Source organism: Enterobacter sp. BWH64 (assembly GCF_001037645.1).
GTDB classification, from domain to species: Bacteria; Pseudomonadota; Gammaproteobacteria; order Enterobacterales; family Enterobacteriaceae; genus Enterobacter; species Enterobacter hormaechei_C.
The window spans coordinates 1410921-1429875 of the sequence record NZ_KQ089922.1 but is presented as its reverse complement, the minus strand read 5'-3'; the positions used below and the strand labels follow the sequence as shown (position 1 = coordinate 1429875).

Annotated in this window: 14 protein-coding genes, 4 tRNA genes and 3 rRNA genes; 4 read left to right on the top strand and 17 right to left on the bottom strand. The window is 52.6% G+C overall.

Going from position 1 to position 18955, the window contains the following annotated elements:
* Positions 1–2 precede the first annotated feature (2 nt).
* From SK50_RS06765 to dnaQ, 5 genes are all read right to left on the bottom strand, one after another.
* Positions 3–1085: an ABC transporter ATP-binding protein gene (locus SK50_RS06765; protein WP_015571384.1), complete on the bottom strand. Its 1083-nt coding sequence runs from the start codon at positions 1083–1085 to the stop codon at positions 3–5.
* Entirely contained in the window at positions 1082–2095 is a 1014-nt protein-coding gene (locus SK50_RS06760) for an ABC transporter ATP-binding protein (protein WP_048229218.1), read from the bottom strand. Before SK50_RS06760 ends, SK50_RS06765 begins: the two co-directional genes overlap by 4 nt.
* Positions 2092–2811: a FadR/GntR family transcriptional regulator gene (locus SK50_RS06755; RefSeq protein ID WP_015571386.1), complete on the bottom strand. Its 720-nt coding sequence runs from the start codon at positions 2809–2811 to the stop codon at positions 2092–2094. The genes SK50_RS06760 and SK50_RS06755 overlap by 4 nt, the downstream gene beginning before the upstream one ends.
* Positions 2812–3198: 387 nt before the next feature.
* A tRNA-Asp gene (locus tag SK50_RS06750) sits at positions 3199–3275 on the bottom strand.
* A 132-nt stretch (positions 3276–3407) separates the two neighbouring features.
* Positions 3408–4139: a DNA polymerase III subunit epsilon gene (gene dnaQ, locus SK50_RS06745; protein ID WP_003863237.1), complete on the bottom strand. Its 732-nt coding sequence runs from the start codon at positions 4137–4139 to the stop codon at positions 3408–3410.
* On the opposite strand from dnaQ, the gene rnhA reads away from it, so the two are divergent.
* Positions 4093–4671, top strand: a complete 579-nt coding sequence (gene rnhA, locus SK50_RS06740) for a ribonuclease HI (RefSeq protein WP_181010111.1) — start codon at positions 4093–4095, stop codon at positions 4669–4671. The genes dnaQ and rnhA overlap by 47 nt on opposite strands.
* Here the strand turns inward: rnhA and SK50_RS06735 are convergent, their stop codons facing one another.
* Entirely contained in the window at positions 4672–5388 is a 717-nt protein-coding gene (locus tag SK50_RS06735) for a class I SAM-dependent methyltransferase (RefSeq protein WP_017383714.1), read from the bottom strand.
* Positions 5389–5420: 32 nt separating this feature from the next.
* Here SK50_RS06735 and gloB point away from each other — a divergent pair, with 32 nt between their 5' ends.
* Positions 5421–6179, top strand: coding sequence for a hydroxyacylglutathione hydrolase (gene gloB / locus SK50_RS06730; RefSeq protein ID WP_032102816.1), 759 nt, complete (start codon positions 5421–5423; stop codon positions 6177–6179).
* Between the two features lie 68 nt (positions 6180–6247).
* Positions 6248–7612, top strand: a complete 1365-nt coding sequence (mltD, locus tag SK50_RS06725) for a murein transglycosylase D (protein WP_023295957.1) — start codon at positions 6248–6250, stop codon at positions 7610–7612.
* Positions 7613–7664: 52 nt separating this feature from the next.
* Here the strand turns inward: mltD and SK50_RS06720 are convergent, their stop codons facing one another.
* The 3 genes from SK50_RS06720 to SK50_RS06710 form a co-directional block, all read right to left on the bottom strand.
* Complete coding sequence (locus tag SK50_RS06720) at positions 7665–8438, bottom strand: class I SAM-dependent methyltransferase (RefSeq protein WP_015571390.1); 774 nt, start codon at positions 8436–8438, stop codon at positions 7665–7667.
* Between the two features lie 77 nt (positions 8439–8515).
* Positions 8516–9316, bottom strand: coding sequence for an endonuclease/exonuclease/phosphatase family protein (locus SK50_RS06715; RefSeq protein ID WP_026080641.1), 801 nt, complete (start codon positions 9314–9316; stop codon positions 8516–8518).
* Positions 9317–9453: 137 nt separating this feature from the next.
* The gene (locus tag SK50_RS06710; protein ID WP_017383719.1) at positions 9454–10629 is read right to left on the bottom strand and encodes an MFS transporter; all 1176 of its coding nucleotides are present in this window, start codon (positions 10627–10629) and stop codon (positions 9454–9456) included.
* A 103-nt stretch (positions 10630–10732) separates the two neighbouring features.
* Between SK50_RS06710 and yafC the strand changes: the two genes are divergently transcribed.
* On the top strand, positions 10733–11638 hold the full coding sequence (gene yafC / locus SK50_RS06705; RefSeq protein WP_015571393.1) for a DNA-binding transcriptional regulator YafC: 906 nt from the start codon (positions 10733–10735) through the stop codon (positions 11636–11638).
* A gap of 30 nt (positions 11639–11668) precedes the next feature.
* Here yafC and dkgB read toward each other — a convergent pair whose 3' ends face one another.
* The 8 genes from dkgB to gmhB form a co-directional block, all read right to left on the bottom strand.
* The gene (gene dkgB / locus SK50_RS06700; RefSeq protein WP_017694474.1) at positions 11669–12472 is read right to left on the bottom strand and encodes a 2,5-didehydrogluconate reductase DkgB; all 804 of its coding nucleotides are present in this window, start codon (positions 12470–12472) and stop codon (positions 11669–11671) included.
* 160 nt (positions 12473–12632) lie between these two features.
* Positions 12633–12709: transfer RNA gene (locus SK50_RS06695), tRNA-Asp, on the bottom strand.
* Between the two features lie 55 nt (positions 12710–12764).
* Positions 12765–12880 (bottom strand): 5S ribosomal RNA (gene rrf, locus SK50_RS06690).
* Positions 12881–12949: 69 nt separating this feature from the next.
* A 23S ribosomal RNA gene (locus SK50_RS06685) occupies positions 12950–15853 on the bottom strand.
* Positions 15854–16023: 170 nt separating this feature from the next.
* Positions 16024–16099: transfer RNA gene (locus SK50_RS06680), tRNA-Ala, on the bottom strand.
* 105 nt (positions 16100–16204) lie between these two features.
* Positions 16205–16281 (bottom strand) — tRNA-Ile (locus SK50_RS06675).
* A gap of 70 nt (positions 16282–16351) precedes the next feature.
* Positions 16352–17893: ribosomal RNA gene (locus tag SK50_RS06670) — 16S ribosomal RNA — on the bottom strand.
* The 16S, 23S and 5S rRNA genes sit together here with 3 tRNA genes alongside, the layout of an rRNA operon.
* 372 nt (positions 17894–18265) lie before the next feature.
* Complete coding sequence (gene gmhB / locus SK50_RS06665) at positions 18266–18832, bottom strand: D-glycero-beta-D-manno-heptose 1,7-bisphosphate 7-phosphatase (protein ID WP_017694475.1); 567 nt, start codon at positions 18830–18832, stop codon at positions 18266–18268.
* Positions 18833–18955: the final 123 nt, after the last annotated feature.

The window sequence follows — 18955 nt, the reverse complement described above, 5'->3', positions numbered from 1 at the left end:
TATCATGAGTTCCTTGAAGGAAGGGAGGAGTGAGTGGCCGCGTGTTCAAACAGCGCGCGGCGGCGCAGAAAAGCGGCGGATGGCGGTGCGATCTGGATAACGCTGCGATCGCGATTGATCTCCTGCCAGCGATGGCAAGCAACCTGACGTCCGCCGTCGAGCACCTGATTAATCGGCTCGATCTGGCGGCATTCATCTGTAACGTAGGGGCAACGGGTGTGGAAACGGCAGCCGGACGGCGGGTTAGCCGGGTTCGGTAAATCACCCTGCAACAGCGGCGTATCCCGCGCTACGCCTGGCTGCATTTGCGGCGCTGAGGCAATCAACGCCTGGGTATAAGGATGCAACGGTGCGTCGAAGATGTCGTCGACGGTGGCCAGCTCGACGATTTGCCCAAGATACATTACCGCCACGCGGTCGCTCATATGACGGATAACCGCCAGCCCGTGGGCGACGATCACCATCGTTAGCCCCAACTGGTGCTTCAGGCTTTCCAGTAAATTAACCACCTGTGCCTGAACGGAAACGTCCAGCGCAGAAACCGGCTCATCACCCAGCAGCAGCTTTGGGCCTGACGCCAGCGCGCGCGCAATGCCGATACGCTGACGCTGCCCGCCGGAAAATTCGTGTGGATAACGCCCGGCCCAGGCTGAGGGCAAGCCGACCGTCCTGAGTAGCTCGGAGACGCGGTACTGGCGATCCGTTTTTTTCATGTTCTGGTGCAGCCACAGCGGCTCACCGACAATTTGCTCCACCGTCATGCGCGGGTTCAGCGAAGCGAAGGGATCCTGAAAGATGATCTGTAGCTCACGCCGGAGCTGGTTCAGACGGGCGCCCGAGGCGTGGGTGATCTCCTCACCCTGATAAAATACCCGCCCTTCGCTGGCGCCCAGCAGGCGCAGCAGCAGACGACCAAGGGTAGATTTCCCGGAACCCGACTCGCCGACAATTGCCAGCGTTTCGCCAGGCATCACCGACATCGAAACTCGGTCGACAGCGGTGACAAAGCGGGCCGGCGTAAACAGTTTTTTCGGGCCGGGGAAAAGCTTGCTCAGATCGCGGGCTTCAAGAATGGGCATGGTCATGCGGTCTCTCCCAGGGCAATGTGGTGTTCGAGCGGCACGCGGAAGCAGGCAACCTGATGGCCCGTACCAAGCGTAGTGAGCGGTGGTTTTTCAGCATGACAGCGCGTCTGCGCGAAGGGACATCGGGTGGCAAAGCGGCAGCCTTGAGGCATGGATTCCGGCAGCGGGACCGATTCGGGAATAGTTGATAGCTGGCCTTTACGCGCACCCATAGAAGGAAGGGAACCCATAAGGCCAATGGTATAGGGGTGCTGCGGATCGGCAAACAGGGCTTCAACACTCCCCTGCTCCACTACCTGTCCGGCATACATCACCGCCACCTGCTGCGCGACTTCAGCCACCACGCCTAAATCGTGGGTGATCATCAGCACCGCCGTGCCCGTTTCTTCTTTTAAAGTATTGAGCAGGGAGAGAATTTGCGCCTGAATGGTCACGTCCAGAGCGGTAGTGGGTTCGTCAGCAATGAGTAGTTTGGGATGGTTTATCAGCGCCATCGCAATCATCACGCGCTGGCGCATACCGCCGGAAAGCTGATGCGGGTAAGCCTTAAGGCGCATCTCTGCTGCCGGGATCTGCACCTTCTCCAGGATCTGTAGCGCAACCGTCATCGCCTCAGCCCGGGAGATCGTTTGATGGCGCATCACCGCTTCACTGAGCTGATCGCCAAGCGTGAAGGCCGGGTTGAGCGAGGTCATGGGCTCCTGGAATATCATCGCCAGCTCGCTGCCGCGCAGATCGGCATACTCCCGCGGCGAGAGCTTGCGCAGATCCTGGCGGCGGAAATTCATCTCCCCGCTGACGATCCGGGCGCTGGCAGGTAATAACCCCATCAGCGCCAGGGAAGTGATGCTTTTACCGCAGCCGGACTCGCCTACCAGCGCCAGCGTTTCTCCCGCCCTGACCGTCAGCGAGATATCGTCGAGCACGCTCACCGGCGAGCCCGCGAATTTAACGTTGAGGTTTTGCAGCCGCAGTACGGGCGTGGAGTCCTTAAAGGGTATCGTCGTCATAGCGTGGAATCGTCCTCAAGGTGAATAGCCTGAATCAGGGCGGTTTGCAGGCTGAGCAGGTGTTCGCGCATGGCGGCAGCTGCTTCGTTAGGCTGGCGATGAATAATCGCTGACATGATTTTGTGATGGTGGTCGTTGTAGCTATCGACACGTTCAGGGGTGCGGGCAAGTTCGCGTAAATGCTGCCAGCCAGGCTCCCGGCGGACGGCATCTATCGCATCAAAAAGCCCAAGCATCAGGCGGTTACCTGCTGCCTCCGCAATGGCGCGGTGGAAGGCGCTATCCCACAGTTCGTTGAGATCGCGGTCATCCGGGCTGACCTTATTAATGCGTTCCAGCATACGCTGCATGAGCGCGAGGTTTTCCCTGGTGGCACGCAGTGCCGCAAGTCGGGCTAAGCCGGGTTCGAGCTGTAGTCGAGCTTCCATGACTTCCAGCAGGTTGGTTTGCTGAACCAATCCCTGAAGCGCCAACGGCTCAACCGGGGCAGATGGACCAATGAAGGTACCCTTGCCCTGCTTGCGCCAGATACGCCCTTCCTCTTCCAGCACGTCCAGCGCGCGACGCACTTCACGTCGGCCTACGCCGAGAGTGTCCGACAGCTCACGTTCAGTGGGCAGCGGAATGCCTGGTGTTGACTCGTGCTGGTTGATAAGCCCGCGCAGCTGCTCAAGCGCGGTACTGGAATTAGCTAAAAACCGTGAAGGCTTTTCCATATTGGTTCGCTCGCTTTCATCATTGCTTTATTTTTATTAATAATAAGTTATTGATATGACGCAGAACTTAACGTGCTAGTAATTAAGCAATTAACGAACCAATAGCGTATTGGTTCGTTAATTTTCTGAAAAATGATCGGTAACCGAATGATTTCCTACCAATTATTTTACATAATTATTACATAAGAAGATGGGCGCGAAGGTAAGGATGAGCAAAAAACGCACAAAAACAGTGCAAATAATGCACTAAAATCGTGCACTTGTTAATAAAATGCACCGTATTTATTAACTTTTTGTTAATGGAAATAAAAAGAGGAATAAACAATATTCGAGGGACTATAAAACGACGAAAGCCTGAATCATTTCTGACTCAGGCTTTCTGAATAGTGGCGGAACGGACGGGACTCGAACCCGCGACCCCCTGCGTGACAGGCAGGTATTCTAACCGACTGAACTACCGCTCCACTGTTCCCGTTTGGGGAACGAGGCGAATATTACGGTTTGCCTCTGAACTCGTCAACGCTTTTTCTCAGGTTTTGAATCGTTTGCTGCAAAATTCACCCAAACGGTGATTTAACAAACGTTTCAGCACATTTTCACGTGCGCCACAGACAGCTTCCGCCCTTCTTCTGCACTAAATCGAGACGAGATTCATGGTTCATCAGTTCTTCATCACTGGCTAAAACAACCCGCAGGCGATTCGCCTGACGCACAATACGCTGAATTCCCCCTTCATCCCGCGTCTGCTGGGATTCATTTTCCATACTGAATTTCATCGACGTTTGCCCGCCGGTCATGGTCAGGTAGACATCGGCCAGGATCTGGGCATCGAGCAACGCGCCGTGCAGCGTTCGCTTGGTGTTGTCTATCTCATAGCGAGAGCACAGGGCATCAAGGCTGTTACGCTTGCCGGGGAACATCTTCCTTGCCAGCGCCAGGCTATCCGTGACTTTACAGAACGTATTCGTCTTCGGAATATCACGGTTGAGCTTGCTGAACTCATAGTCCATAAAGCCGATATCGAACGACGCGTTATGAATGACAAGTTCCGCACCTCTGATGTAGTCGAGAAATTCATCTGCGACGTCGGCAAAGGTGGGCTTATCCAGCAAAAACTCATCGGCAATTCCGTGAACGCCGAACGCTTCCGGGTCCACCAGCCGATCGGGTTTAAGGTAAACGTGGAAGTTGTTGCCCGTAAGGCGACGGTTCACCACTTCAACGGCACCAATCTCAATGATTTTGTGCCCTTCGTAGTGGGCGCCAATCTGGTTCATACCGGTGGTTTCGGTATCAAGAACAATCTGGCGAGTAATTGCAGTGCTCATAGCGGTCATTTATGTCAGACTTATCGTTTTACTGAACGTTTCAAATACAGGAAGTCTACCAGAGATGCGTAAACAGGTAGAAATTTTCACCGATGGATCTTGTCTCGGTAACCCAGGGCCCGGCGGCTATGGCGCCATTATGCGCTATCGCCAGCATGAAAAAACATTTAGTGAAGGCTATTTCCTGACCACCAACAACCGCATGGAGTTGATGGCGGCCATCGTGGCGCTGGAAGCGTTAAAAGAACATTGTGACGTGGTGCTGAGTACCGACAGCCAGTATGTCCGCCAGGGCATTACCCAATGGATCCACAACTGGAAAAAGCGGGGCTGGAAAACGGCAGAGAAAAAAACCGTCAAGAATGTCGATCTCTGGAAGCGTCTTGATGCCGCCCTCGGTCAGCACGAAATCAAATGGGAGTGGGTAAAGGGGCACGCCGGTCATCCTGAAAACGAACGCTGTGACGAGCTGGCTCGCGCGGCGGCATCCAACCCGACCCATGAGGATGCAGGTTATCAACCTGAATCCTGATCACGGTTTTTTGTACTGCCGCGTGGCCCCCACGGTCTGGCGGATCCGCGTTTTTGATTTGCTTTGCTTCATCGGGTTGAGCGTAAGGGGGATCGTCCTCTTACGCGCGACAATAAATTGCATGCAGCCCAGCGCGGGTAAATGGGTACTTAATAAGACCCCGCCTTTACGCGTCCAGGGGATGACCTGAAAACCCCCGTAGCTTAGCACTTCGAAATTTAACAGTGAAAGCCAGTCCAGCTGGCGCATCATGGTAAACATCCTGCTGTTATAAGGCGGCGTGCGACGCAGAACGGGCGTCAGTTTACGTAGCCCCATCAGACTCAGCGGATTAAAACCGCTCAGGATCAGCCAGCCGTCATCAATCAAAACGCGGTCGGCTTCCCGCAGCAGACGATGGGGATCGCTGCACCAGGGCAGCGTGTGGGCGAGCAGACAGGCATCAATGGATTTTTCCGCAAACGGCAAATGCAGCGGATCCGCTTTCACCTGAACCGGGGAGCCATTAAGCGATACGCTAACCTGATGCGAGATAGCGCAGCTTTCGGTATTGATTTCTGCGCTCAGATTGCCAATCTTAAGCAGGTGAAAACCATACATTTTCGCGAGCCAGGGTTTAAGCTGAAGTTCTAAGGCCTCGCGATAATATTCACCCCAGGGCAACTCTGCCCAACGTTCCGGTGGTGCGACAGTCTGAGGTATCCTTGCCGGTTTCATCAAAACACCCGCCACGCTATAAGAGGTAATGCATGAATCTTATCAGTATTTCCGCCTTTCAGGACAATTACATCTGGGTTTTAGTCGACGACGATCGCAGATGCATCATTGTTGATCCAGGCGAATCCGCACCGATCCTGCACGCGATTAAAGAAAACGGCTGGCAGCCGGAGGCGATCCTCCTTACCCATCACCATCACGATCATGTCGGCGGTGTTCCCGATCTCCTTGCGCGCTATCCCCATCTACCCGTCTACGGACCAGCAGAGACACAGGATAAGGGTACAACGCAAGTTGTCGAAGAAGGCGAAAGTATCCTCATCCTCGGGTGGGAGTTTTCCGTATTTGCTACGCCAGGTCACACTTCCGGTCATCTCTGTTTCTACAGCAAACCTTATCTGTTTTGTGGCGACACGCTGTTTTCTGGCGGCTGTGGAAGGCTGTTTGAAGGCACGCCAGAACAGATGTATCAATCTTTACAAAAAATTAATGCGCTGCCAGCCGACACCGTAATTTGTTGCGCACATGAGTATACATTAGGGAATATGAAGTTTGCTGCAAGCGTGCTGCCTGAGGATCGGGCGATTCAGGATTATTACCAGAAAGTGAAGGAGTTACGTGCAAAAAACCAAAAAACACTCCCCGTAATTCTGAAAAATGAGCGACAAATAAATTTATTTTTAAGAACTGATGATGTTGATTTAATTAATAAAATTAATCAAGAAACAAATTTGTTACAACCTGAAGCGCGATTTGCATGGTTAAGGTCAAAGAAAGATAACTTCAGATAATTGCGGGTTGCCTTTTCAAAATTTCGCCGTTATCATCGCTCGTCTTTTAAGCAACTATTGACACACACATGAAGGCAAAAGCGATATTACTCGCCTCTGTCCTGCTTGTAGGTTGCCAGTCACAAAACGGCAGCAACGTACAACAGCACGCACAGAGCCTTTCTGCGGCTGGTCAAGGGGAAGCAGGGAAGTTTACGAGTCAGGCGCGATGGTTGGACGATGGGACATCCTTCGCGCAGGAACAAGACTTGTGGGCCTCTATTGGCGACGAGCTAAAGATGGGAATTCCGGAAAACAGCCGGATTCGCGAACAGAAACAGAAGTATTTGAGAAATAAGAGCTATCTCCACGATGTAACATTACGGGCAGAGCCGTATATGTACTGGATAGCCGGGCAAGTTAAGAAACGTAACATGCCTATGGAACTGGTACTACTACCCATAGTGGAGAGCGCTTTTGACCCGCACGCGACGTCTGGCGCCAATGCAGCAGGCATCTGGCAGATCATTCCGAGCACAGGGCGAAATTATGGTTTAAAGCAGACCCGCAACTACGATGCGCGTCGTGATGTTGTCGCTTCAACGACAGCCGCTCTCGACATGATGCAACGTCTGAACAAGATGTTTGACGGCGACTGGTTATTGACCGTCGCGGCGTATAACAGTGGTGAAGGTCGTGTACTGAAGGCAATGAAAGCGAATAAAGCGCGTGGAAAACCCACAGACTTCTGGTCGCTCTCACTGCCACAGGAAACAAAGATTTACGTACCGAAAATGCTGGCACTGGGCGATATTCTCAAGAACAGCAAACGTTACGGTGTACAACTGCCAACACCAGACGAAAGTCGTGCACTGGCGCGTGTCCGCCTCAGCAGCCCGGTTGATATTCAACAGGTTGCCGATATGACGGGTATGTCGGTAAGTAAGCTTAAAACCTTTAATGCAGGTGTTAAAGGCTCCACGCTGGGCGCTAGTGGCCCTGGCTATGTGATGGTTCCGCAGAAACATGCGGAACAGTTACGAGAGTCTTTAGCTTCGGGTGAAATTGCAGCCGTTCAGTCCACGCTGATCGCTGATACGTCGCCTGTAAGCAGCCGCAGCTATAAGGTGCGTTCAGGTGATACGCTTTCAGGTATTGCATCACGTCTTGGCGTGAATGCGAAAGATCTCCAGCAGTGGAATAATCTGCGCGGATCTGGTCTGAAAGTGGGTCAAACGCTGACCGTAGGTGCAGGTAGCAGCGCACAGCGTCTCGCTAAGAACAGCGATAGCATTACCTATCGCGTACGTAAAGGCGACTCGCTGTCCAGTATTGCTAAGCGTCACGGCGTAAACATCAAAGATGTGATGCGCTGGAACAACGATACTGACAACCTGCAACCTGGCGACCAGCTGACGTTGTTTGTGAAAAACAGCGCTACGCCAGATTCCTGATAGTACGATCGCTTGTTAAAAAGGCACCGATTCCCCTCGGTGCCTTTTTTATTTATCCCGCTTTTTGCGCTTCAGCCATAATGGTGTCGCTGGTAAACGAACCATCATCATGCAGTTCAAAGTACGCCTTCACGTCAGCAGAGGCGCTCTCCTGATACAATCGGATCGCCTGAGTCAATGCCTCGGGTGTGCGCATCCGTGCAATCCATGATGTGAACTCCAGCGGCAAACGGTCGGTTATCAATGAGCGTGAAATCAAGCCGGCTTCGGTGATAAACGTAAGCCACTCTCCACTGGAGTAGTTTTGCACATGCGAGGTATCACGCAGCGCTTCAACCGTCTGGAGCCAGATATTTCGTACCGGATGTCCGGGAGACATCACGTCCATGATGATGAAGATTCCGCCCGGTTTGAGCACGCGTTTCACTTCCCGTAATGCCTGCCCCACATCATGCCAGTGGTGTGCAGAGTAACGGCTAATCACAACCTCAAACGACGCATCCTCAAAGGGTAAAGATTCAGCGTAGCCCTGGCGCGTCGTGACGTTATTCAGCCCTTTCGCTTTCGCCGCTTCAGCAACCACATCCAGCATCTGGCTCGATAAGTCATATGCCGTCACCTGAGCAACCTGCTGTGCGGCGGTAAAACTGGCGTGCCCCGCCCCGCAGCCTAAGTCCAGCACGTGCGCGTCAGGAAACGCGGCGAGCCGTTCGCCGAGACGCACCAGGTCGCGGCCAGAGGCGTGCACGGCGCTGCTCAGGTAGGCACTTGCCTGAGAACCAAACTGTTTTTCGACGTTGTCATGATGGGAGTGTGTTGTTGTCATGTTGCTGTCCTTTTATGGGTTAAAAAATAAAGGGCAGCACCCGCACAGGCCTGCCCCACGGCAGACCTGACGCACCATTATTTATCAGGTTTGCCGGGACTGAATTCAACTAGTAGAGGATTATGATCGGAGGCGCGCGTCACCAGAACGGAGGCGTCGTGCACGCTTAAACCCCGATAGAAGACAAAATCGAGAGGACGACCAAACGCTTTCTTGCGCTGGTCATCGTTAAAACGAACTTCACGCAGCGACATTTCACGCGCGAAGCGGTACAACGCGTTCATACGTGGACGGCTCCAGGCATTGAAGTCCCCGGCCATAATGATCGGCCCACTGTGATGAGCAATCTGATCGCCAATGGGTAGTAACTGCTTACTGTACACATCAACACCCAGGCTGAAGTTCACCGCATGAATGTTTACCACCATCAGCAGACGGGTGTCGGGCAACGGATAGACCGTGACCAGCGCCGATTTTGCCAGACGCAGGATTGGCTCACGTTCACGCAGCGGGCAGCAATAGACCGGATGTGCGGCTGAAAGGGTCATCACCCCAGAAGGATGCTGTGGCAGAACAAAGGCAGGCACCTGATCGGCTGCAAGATAGTTTGTCGTTGCAAACCTGACCAGCTCAGGCGTGGTTTGCGCCTCCTGTAACAGAACCAGATGCGCATCTTTACCAAAATTTTTAAGTACGGATAACCACTCCGCACGCTGTTGTTTAAAGATGTTCCACACCAGTACGCGAATTTTTTCGTCACTGCTTAATGGCGTGCCCGCTGGTAATGCCTGACCCAGGCTCGCAAACGACCCCGGAGGCAAGATCCTCTCCGCGGGCATTCCGGCAACATAACGCATGGCATAGGTATTTTTTCGCACTTTTGGAAACGACCTCTGTAACATGAACCAGCCCGGAAAACGGACTGGTTCTAATGTTATAGGGATTTTAGGTCACACTTTCAACGCAATTACTGAGAAACCGCTTTCCAGTTTTGTAAGCAAGCACTTACTGATACTTATCCAAGCGCGATACGAGCGGGTTTATCAAGCCGTCCACTCAGACCAATAAGCAGGAAAGCGACAAGCACAATTACCGCACCAATCCATGGCGTTTGGGTTAATCCAACGTGTTCAACCGTCTGCCCGCCGATAACCGATCCGAGTGCGATACCGATATTGAATGCGGCGATATTCAGGCCGGATGCGACATCCACCGCATTGGGCGTATAGCGTTCGGCTTTCTGTACAACATAGACCTGCAATCCCGGTACGTTACCAAACGCGAATATTCCCATAACCAACACAGTTACCAGCGCTGCGTATTGTATCGACGCGGTGAACTGGAAAATCATCAGCAGGACAACCAGCGCGGCGAAGATAAATTTTAGCGCCGGTACCGCACCATGCTTATCTGCAAGCTTGCCGCCCCAGATATTGCCGATTGCGACGGAGATACCGTAGCCCAGTAAAATCCAGCTCACTGCGCCCGGAGAAAAACCAGCCAGTTCCTGCATCATCGGTGCAAGGAAAGTGAACGCAGTGAACACACCTCCATAACCCAGAGCCGTAACGGCATAGATCAGCAGCAGGCGCGGGTGTGTCAGAACCTTAACCTGATCGCTCAGGCTGGCGCTCGCGCGCCCCGGAATACTGGAGGGCACCAGTAGCAGGCTGGCTACCAGAGCAATTACGCCCAACAGCGATACCGCGAGGAAGGTTTCTCGCCAGCCAAAATGTTGCCCAATAAACGTTCCTAACGGCACGCCGGTGACCAGCGCGACGGTTAAGCCGCCAAACATAATCGCAATGGCTGACGCCGCTTTCTCTTTTGGCACCAGGCTGGTTGCAATCGTGGAGCCGATGGAGAAGAAGACACCGTGTGCGAGGCCAGTCAGCAAACGGGCAATGACCAGAGTGGTGTAGTCCGGAGCCTGCCACGCCAGAATATTGCCGGCGGTGAAGAGCACCATCAGGGCAACTAACAGTTGTTTACGTGGAAAGCGTCCAGTCAGTGCGGTCAGCACAGGCGCCCCAACAGCGACGCCTAACGCGTAAATAGATACCAGCAGCCCGGCAGAAGGCAGCGAAATGGCGAGTTGTTCAGCAATAGTGGGAACAAGTCCTACAATAACAAATTCGGTCGTGCCAATTGCGAAGGCACTGATCGTCAGGGCAAGAAGCGCCAGTGGCATAAATACTCCGTCTCTTAAGGATTAAGATGACAGGCAGTATGCGCCAGTGTTTAAATAACAAAAATGGTTAGAATCTCAATAGAATTTTGCGGATGATGCAATAATGAAAGCCACATCGGAAGAACTGACTATCTTTGTTGCCGTTGTTGAAAGCGGCAGCTTCAGCCGTGCGGCCGAACAGCTCGGGCAGGCGAACTCCGCCATCAGCCGCTCGGTGAAAAAGCTGGAGATGAAGCTCGGGGTAAGTCTGCTCAACAGAACAACGCGGCAGCTCAGCCTGACGGAAGAAGGTGAACGTTATTTTCGCCGCGTACAATCCGTTTTGCAGGAGATGGCGGCAGCTGAGACGGAAATAATGGAGTCGCGTAGCACTCCGCGTGGATTGCTACGCATTGATGCGGCGACGCCGGTCGTGCTTCATTTTCTGATGCCGTTAATCAAGCCATTCCGGGAACGTTATCCGGAGATGACTCTGTCCCTGGTCTCTTCAGAGACGTTTATTAACCTGATTGAGCGTAAAGTTGATGTGGCGATCCGCGCGGGAACCCTGACGGATTCAAGTTTACGCGCTCGCCCTCTGTTCACCAGCTACCGCAAAATTATCGCGTCACCGCAATATATTGCAGAGCATGGCAAACCGGAGACTGTTGAGGAGCTGAAGCAGCACCTGTGCCTGGGCTTTACGGAACCTGTCTCGCTGAACACCTGGCCCGTGGCCTGTCATGACGGACAACTTCATGAGATCACTTGCGGACTTTCGTCTAATAGCGGAGAAACGCTGAAACAGCTTTGTCTTGAAGGAAATGGGATCGCCTGTTTATCAGACTATATGATCGATAAGGAAATAGCTGCGGGTCAGCTTGTAGAACTGATGGCTGACAAACGCTTACCTGTAGAGATGCCTTTTAGCGCAGTGTATTACAGTGACAGAGCGGTAAGTACGCGCATACGCGCTTTTATCGACTTCCTTAGCGAACATATAAAAACAGCTCCCGGAGGAGCTGTGTGAGGGTTTAAGGGTACAGAGGAAGGGCTTTTATTAATCCCAGTCTGGTGCTAACCCTTCCGGGCTGACCAGACGATCGTTGCATTCCAGTGCAGCGATCGCGTTTTTATCTTCATCATCAAGCTGGAGATCCCGCGCTAACAGGTTACTTGCCAGGTTTTCACGTTTGGTTGAAGACGGGATCACGGCATAGCCCTCACCCATCGCCCATGCCAGGATCACCTGTGCGGCTGTCGCATTGTGTTTTTCAGCGATGCGTGCAATCACTTCATCTTTCAGCGCCTTACCATATGCCAGCGTCATGTACGAGGTGATGTGAATACCATGCTGTTTCGCCCAGTCCACGACTTTGCGGTTTTGCAGGTAAGGAGAGAGTTCAACCTGGTTGGTGGCAATATTCTCTTTACCCACTGCCGCAATCGCCCTTTCCATCAACGGGATGGTGAAGTTAGAGATGCCAATTTCACGCGTTAAGCCCTGCTCTTTCGCTTCCAGCAGCACCTGCATGAACTCCTCCACAGAGACGGCATCGTCAGGTGATGGCCAGTGGATCAGCGTAAGATCAACATAGTCAGTACGCAGCTTTTTCAGACTTTCCTTCAGGCTTGGGATCAGCTTGTCTTGGCCGAGATTCTCAATCCAGATTTTAGTGGTGATGAAAAGTTCGTCGCGCGGTACGCCACTCTCTTCGATGGCCTGGCCTACGGCAGCTTCGTTATCATAAATCTGCGCCGTATCAATAGCACGATAGCCCAACTCGAGTGCGGTTTTAACAGATGCAATAACAACATCGTCTTTCAGGCGGAAAGTGCCCAGACCCAGTGCAGGGATAGTCATATGATTCCTCAATCGTTATGTTCATAAACTGAGGAGAATTATCGCTGTAGTTGTTATGACGAAAAAGATCGTGAAACGCAGAGGATTTTTGTTAATTTCGCAACAATCAAACGACAGATAAGAAAAAAGCCCTGAGCGTTAGCTCAGGGCTTTTAATAAGTGGCGGAACGGACGGGACTCGAACCCGCGACCCCCTGCGTGACAGGCAGGTATTCTAACCGACTGAACTACCGCTCCACCGAATACTTCTGTAACCACCGGATTAATGCACCGGCTTACTACTTAATTTGATGCCTGGCAGTTCCCTACTCTCACATGGGGAGACCCCACACTACCATCGGCGCTACGGCGTTTCACTTCTGAGTTCGGCATGGGGTCAGGTGGGACCACCGCGCTAAAGCCGCCAGGCAAATTCTGTTAATCTGTATCAGGCTGAAAATCGTGTCTGTCTCTTCGCCAAAACAGCTTCGGCGTTGTAAGGTTAAGCCTCACGGTTCATTAGTATCGGTTAGCTCAACGCATCGCTGCGCTTACACACCCGACCTATCAACGTCGTCGTCTTCAACGTTCCTTCAGGAGACTTAAAGTCTCAGGGAGAACTCATCTCGGGGCAAGTTTCGTGCTTAGATGCTTTCAGCACTTATCTCTTCCGCATTTAGCTACCGGGCAGTGCCATTGGCATGACAACCCGAACACCAGTGATGCGTCCACTCCGGTCCTCTCGTACTAGGAGCAGCCCCCCTCAATTCTCCAGCGCCCACGGCAGATAGGGACCGAACTGTCTCACGACGTTCTAAACCCAGCTCGCGTACCACTTTAAATGGCGAACAGCCATACCCTTGGGACCTACTTCAGCCCCAGGATGTGATGAGCCGACATCGAGGTGCCAAACACCGCCGTCGATATGAACTCTTGGGCGGTATCAGCCTGTTATCCCCGGAGTACCTTTTATCCGTTGAGCGATGGCCCTTCCATTCAGAACCACCGGATCACTATGACCTGCTTTCGCACCTGCTCGCGCCGTCACGCTCGCAGTCAAGCTGGCTTATGCCATTGCACTAACCTCCTGATGTCCGACCAGGATTAGCCAACCTTCGTGCTCCTCCGTTACTCTTTGGGAGGAGACCGCCCCAGTCAAACTACCCACCAGACACTGTCCGCAACCCGGATTACGGGTCTACGTTAGAACACCAGCCATTAAAGGGTGGTATTTCAAGGTTGGCTCCACGCAGACTGGCGTCCACGCTTCAAAGCCTCCCACCTATCCTACACATCAAGGACCAGTGTTCAGTGTCAAGCTATAGTAAAGGTTCACGGGGTCTTTCCGTCTTGCCGCGGGTACACTGCATCTTCACAGCGAGTTCAATTTCACTGAGTCTCGGGTGGAGACAGCCTGGCCATCATTACGCCATTCGTGCAGGTCGGAACTTACCCGACAAGGAATTTCGCTACCTTAGGACCGTTATAGTTACGGCCGCCGTTTACCGGGGCTTCGATCAAGAGCTTCGCGTTGCCGCTAACCCCATCAATTAACCTTCCGGCACCGGGCAGGCGTCACACCGTATACGTCCACTTTCGTGTTTGCACAGTGCTGTGTTTTTAATAAACAGTTGCAGCCAGCTGGTATCTTCGACTGATTTCAGCTCCGCCCGCAGGGGCTTCACCTACACATCAGCGTGCCTTCTCCCGAAGTTACGGCACCATTTTGCCTAGTTCCTTCACCCGAGTTCTCTCAAGCGCCTTGGTATTCTCTACCTGACCACCTGTGTCGGTTTGGGGTACGATTTCGTGTTACCTGATGCTTAGAGGCTTTTCCTGGAAGCAGGGCATTTATCACTTCAGCACCGTAGTGCCTCGTCATCACACCTCAGCGTTAAAAGGTACCGGATTTACCTGGAACCTCCGCCTACATGCTTAAACCGGGACAACCGTCGCCCGGCTGACATAGCCTTCTCCGTCCCCCCTTCGCAGTAACACCAAGTACAGGAATATTAACCTGTTTCCCATCGACTACGCCTTTCGGCCTCGCCTTAGGGGTCGACTCACCCTGCCCCGATTAACGTTGGACAGGAACCCTTGGTCTTCCGGCGAGCGGGCTTTTCACCCGCTTTATCGTTACTTATGTCAGCATTCGCACTTCTGATACCTCCAGCATGCCTCACAGCACACCTTCAACGGCTTACAGAACGCTCCCCTACCCAACAACACATAGTGTCGCTGCCGCAGCTTCGGTGCATGGTTTAGCCCCGTTACATCTTCCGCGCAGGCCGACTCGACCAGTGAGCTATTACGCTTTCTTTAAATGATGGCTGCTTCTAAGCCAACATCCTGGCTGTCTGTGCCTTCCCACATCGTTTCCCACTTAACCATGACTTTGGGACCTTAGCTGGCGGTCTGGGTTGTTTCCCTCTTCACGACGGACGTTAGCACCCGCCGTGTGTCTCCCGTGATAACATTCTTCGGTATTCGTAGTTTGCATCGGGTTGGTAAGCCGGGATGGCCCCCTAGCCGAAACAGTGCTCTACCCCCGAAGATGAGTTCACGAGGCGCTACCTAAATAGCTTTCGGGGAGAACCAGCTATCTCCCGGTTTGATTGGCCTTTCACCCCCAGCCACAGGTCATCCGCTAATTTTTCAACATTAGTCGGTTCGGTCCTCCAGTTAGTGTTACCCAACCTTCAACCTGCCCATGGCTAGATCACCGGGTTTCGGGTCTATACCCTGCAACTTAACGCCCAGTTAAGACTCGGTTTCCCTTCGGCTCCCCTATACGGTTAACCTTGCTACAGAATATAAGTCGCTGACCCATTATACAAAAGGTACGCAGTCACCCCATAAAGAGGCTCCCACTGCTTGTACGTACACGGTTTCAGGTTCTTTTTCACTCCCCTCGCCGGGGTTCTTTTCGCCTTTCCCTCACGGTACTGGTTCACTATCGGTCAGTCAGGAGTATTTAGCCTTGGAGGATGGTCCCCCCATATTCAGACAGGATACCACGTGTCCCGCCCTACTCTTCGAGTTCACAGCATGTGTGCTTTCGTGTACGGGACTATCACCCTGTACCGTCGGACTTTCCAGACCGTTCCACTAACACACAAGCTGATTCAGACTCCGGGCTGCTCCCCGTTCGCTCGCCGCTACTGGGGGAATCTCGGTTGATTTCTTTTCCTCGGGGTACTTAGATGTTTCAGTTCCCCCGGTTCGCCTCGTTAACCTATGTATTCAGTTAACGATAGTGCAACGAATTGCACTGGGTTTCCCCATTCGGACATCGCCGGGTCAAAGGTTCATATCACCTCGCCGGCGCTTTTCGCAGATTAGCACGTCCTTCATCGCCTCTGACTGCCAGGGCATCCACCGTGTACGCTTAGTCGCTTAACCTCACAACCCGAAGATGTTTCACTTCTGATTGCGAAAATTTGAGAGACTCGAACACACATGAGCTGTGTGTCGTTTCAATTTTCAGCTTGATCCAGATTTTTAAAGAGCAAAACTTCGCAGTGCACCTTTTCAGGTTCACTCTGAAGTTTTCTTGTGTTCGCAGTAAAAGATGGTGGAGCTATGCGGGATCGAACCGCAGACCTCCTGCGTGCAAGGCAGGCGCTCTCCCAGCTGAGCTATAGCCCCATCGTAGTCACCTCTGTACCGGTAATTTTTGTTGAGGCAAGGCGTGGTGACACGAAGCATACTTATGTATGTGAGTGTCGCCGCAACGCAGCATCAGCAAAAATTTGGTAGGCCTGAGTGGACTTGAACCACCGACCTCACCCTTATCAGGGGTGCGCTCTAACCACCTGAGCTACAAGCCTGTAGAGGTTTTTTACTGCTGTTTTTCATCAGACAATCTGTGTGGACACTACAAAGGCAGGTTCTTTAAGGTAAGGAGGTGATCCAACCGCAGGTTCCCCTACGGTTACCTTGTTACGACTTCACCCCAGTCATGAATCACAAAGTGGTAAGCGCCCTCCCGAAGGTTAAGCTACCTACTTCTTTTGCAACCCACTCCCATGGTGTGACGGGCGGTGTGTACAAGGCCCGGGAACGTATTCACCGTGGCATTCTGATCCACGATTACTAGCGATTCCGACTTCATGGAGTCGAGTTGCAGACTCCAATCCGGACTACGACGCACTTTATGAGGTCCGCTTGCTCTCGCGAGGTCGCTTCTCTTTGTATGCGCCATTGTAGCACGTGTGTAGCCCTACTCGTAAGGGCCATGATGACTTGACGTCATCCCCACCTTCCTCCAGTTTATCACTGGCAGTCTCCTTTGAGTTCCCGGCCTAACCGCTGGCAACAAAGGATAAGGGTTGCGCTCGTTGCGGGACTTAACCCAACATTTCACAACACGAGCTGACGACAGCCATGCAGCACCTGTCTCAGAGTTCCCGAAGGCACCAATCCATCTCTGGAAAGTTCTCTGGATGTCAAGAGTAGGTAAGGTTCTTCGCGTTGCATCGAATTAAACCACATGCTCCACCGCTTGTGCGGGCCCCCGTCAATTCATTTGAGTTTTAACCTTGCGGCCGTACTCCCCAGGCGGTCGACTTAACGCGTTAGCTCCGGAAGCCACGCCTCAAGGGCACAACCTCCAAGTCGACATCGTTTACGGCGTGGACTACCAGGGTATCTAATCCTGTTTGCTCCCCACGCTTTCGCACCTGAGCGTCAGTCTTTGTCCAGGGGGCCGCCTTCGCCACCGGTATTCCTCCAGATCTCTACGCATTTCACCGCTACACCTGGAATTCTACCCCCCTCTACAAGACTCTAGCCTGCCAGTTTCGAATGCAGTTCCCAGGTTGAGCCCGGGGATTTCACATCCGACTTGACAGACCGCCTGCGTGCGCTTTACGCCCAGTAATTCCGATTAACGCTTGCACCCTCCGTATTACCGCGGCTGCTGGCACGGAGTTAGCCGGTGCTTCTTCTGCGGGTAACGTCAATCGACAAGGTTATTAACCTTATCGCCTTCCTCCCCGCTGAAAGTACTTTACAACCCGAAGGCCTTCTTCATACACGCGGCATGGCTGCATCAGGCTTGCGCCCATTGTGCAATATTCCCCACTGCTGCCTCCCGTAGGAGTCTGGACCGTGTCTCAGTTCCAGTGTGGCTGGTCATCCTCTCAGACCAGCTAGGGATCGTCGCCTAGGTGAGCCGTTACCCCACCTACTAGCTAATCCCATCTGGGCACATCCGATGGCAAGAGGCCCGAAGGTCCCCCTCTTTGGTCTTGCGACGTTATGCGGTATTAGCTACCGTTTCCAGTAGTTATCCCCCTCCATCAGGCAGTTTCCCAGACATTACTCACCCGTCCGCCACTCGTCAGCGAAGCAGCAAGCTGCTTCCTGTTACCGTTCGACTTGCATGTGTTAGGCCTGCCGCCAGCGTTCAATCTGAGCCATGATCAAACTCTTCAATTTAAAAGTTTGATGCTCAATGAATTAAACTTCGTAATGAATTACGTGTTCACTCGTTGAGACTTGGTATTCATTTAGTGTCCGAGGACATTAAGAATCCATGTCACTTTGAGTGCCCACACAGATTGTCTGATAAATTGTTAAAGAGCAGTTGCGACGCGCTTCAGCGCTCTGTCGCGAGGTGGCGTATATTACGCTTTCCTCTTTCAGAGTCAACCCTGATTTTCAGGATTTTTTCTCTTCAACCGACCGGGTTATCTGTGAAGTGATTCACATCCGCCGTGTCGATGGAGGCGCATTATAGGGAGCCGCCGAGGAATGACAAGCGGAAAAATGCATTTTTATTTCAACCGCTCACCTTTTCGCCAAAACGCCTTATTTTTGGTGCTTTTTAATCTCTTTTGGCAGTTCTGCCAGACTAGTTATCACCCAGTCGGCTGCATTTTCTGCTTCTGTGGTGACCGGTTTACCGGTACGCACTAATACCTTGGTACCTACACCTGCCGCCGCTGCTGCCTGCATATCTTCCAGTTTATCGCCCACCATATAAGATGCGGCCATATCAATGTGCAGGAATTCCTGTGCAGAGATAAACATGCCCGGGTGTGGCTTACGGCAATCACAGGTCTGACGATACGCCTCTACACTTCCCTGCGGGTGATGCGGACAATAATAGATGCCATCAAGATCGACGCCACGATCGGCCAGAGACCAGTCCATCCATTCCGTCAGCGTCTCGAATTGCGCTTCGGTGAATTTACCCCGGGCGATACCGGACTGGTTAGTCACCACCACCAGCGCATAGCCCATCTCTTTCAACTGGCGCATGGCATCTATTACGCCCTCGATAAACTCGAACTCATCAATCTCATGGACGTAACCGTGATCCACATTAATAGTGCCGTCACGATCGAGAAAAATTGCGGGTACAGATTTTGCCACCGGTTTGCTCCTGAAAAAGTCTTGTTCAGCTAGTATCTCATGAATCGCAGCGCAATAAAGTGCTCATCGCACAGAGGTGGATTGATTTAGACGTCTGGATGCCTTAACATCCATTTTGTTTAC

Excerpts from the sequence above, each read along its gene's own strand:
- SK50_RS06765 (WP_015571384.1), bottom strand. The coding sequence starts at position 1,085 with ATGACCATGCCCATTCTTGAAGCCCGCGATCTGAGCAAGCTTTTCCCC.
- SK50_RS06760 (WP_048229218.1), bottom strand. The coding sequence starts at position 2,095 with ATGACGACGATACCCTTTAAGGACTCCACGCCCGTACTGCGGCTGCAA.
- SK50_RS06755 (WP_015571386.1), bottom strand. The coding sequence starts at position 2,811 with ATGGAAAAGCCTTCACGGTTTTTAGCTAATTCCAGTACCGCGCTTGAG.
- dnaQ (WP_003863237.1), bottom strand. The coding sequence starts at position 4,139 with ATGAGCACTGCAATTACTCGCCAGATTGTTCTTGATACCGAAACCACC.
- SK50_RS06735 (WP_017383714.1), bottom strand. The coding sequence starts at position 5,388 with ATGAAACCGGCAAGGATACCTCAGACTGTCGCACCACCGGAACGTTGG.
- gloB (WP_032102816.1), top strand. The coding sequence starts at position 5,421 with ATGAATCTTATCAGTATTTCCGCCTTTCAGGACAATTACATCTGGGTT.
- mltD (WP_023295957.1), top strand. The coding sequence starts at position 6,248 with ATGAAGGCAAAAGCGATATTACTCGCCTCTGTCCTGCTTGTAGGTTGC.
- SK50_RS06720 (WP_015571390.1), bottom strand. The coding sequence starts at position 8,438 with ATGACAACAACACACTCCCATCATGACAACGTCGAAAAACAGTTTGGT.
- SK50_RS06710 (WP_017383719.1), bottom strand. The coding sequence starts at position 10,629 with ATGCCACTGGCGCTTCTTGCCCTGACGATCAGTGCCTTCGCAATTGGC.
- yafC (WP_015571393.1), top strand. The coding sequence starts at position 10,733 with ATGAAAGCCACATCGGAAGAACTGACTATCTTTGTTGCCGTTGTTGAA.
- dkgB (WP_017694474.1), bottom strand. The coding sequence starts at position 12,472 with ATGACTATCCCTGCACTGGGTCTGGGCACTTTCCGCCTGAAAGACGAT.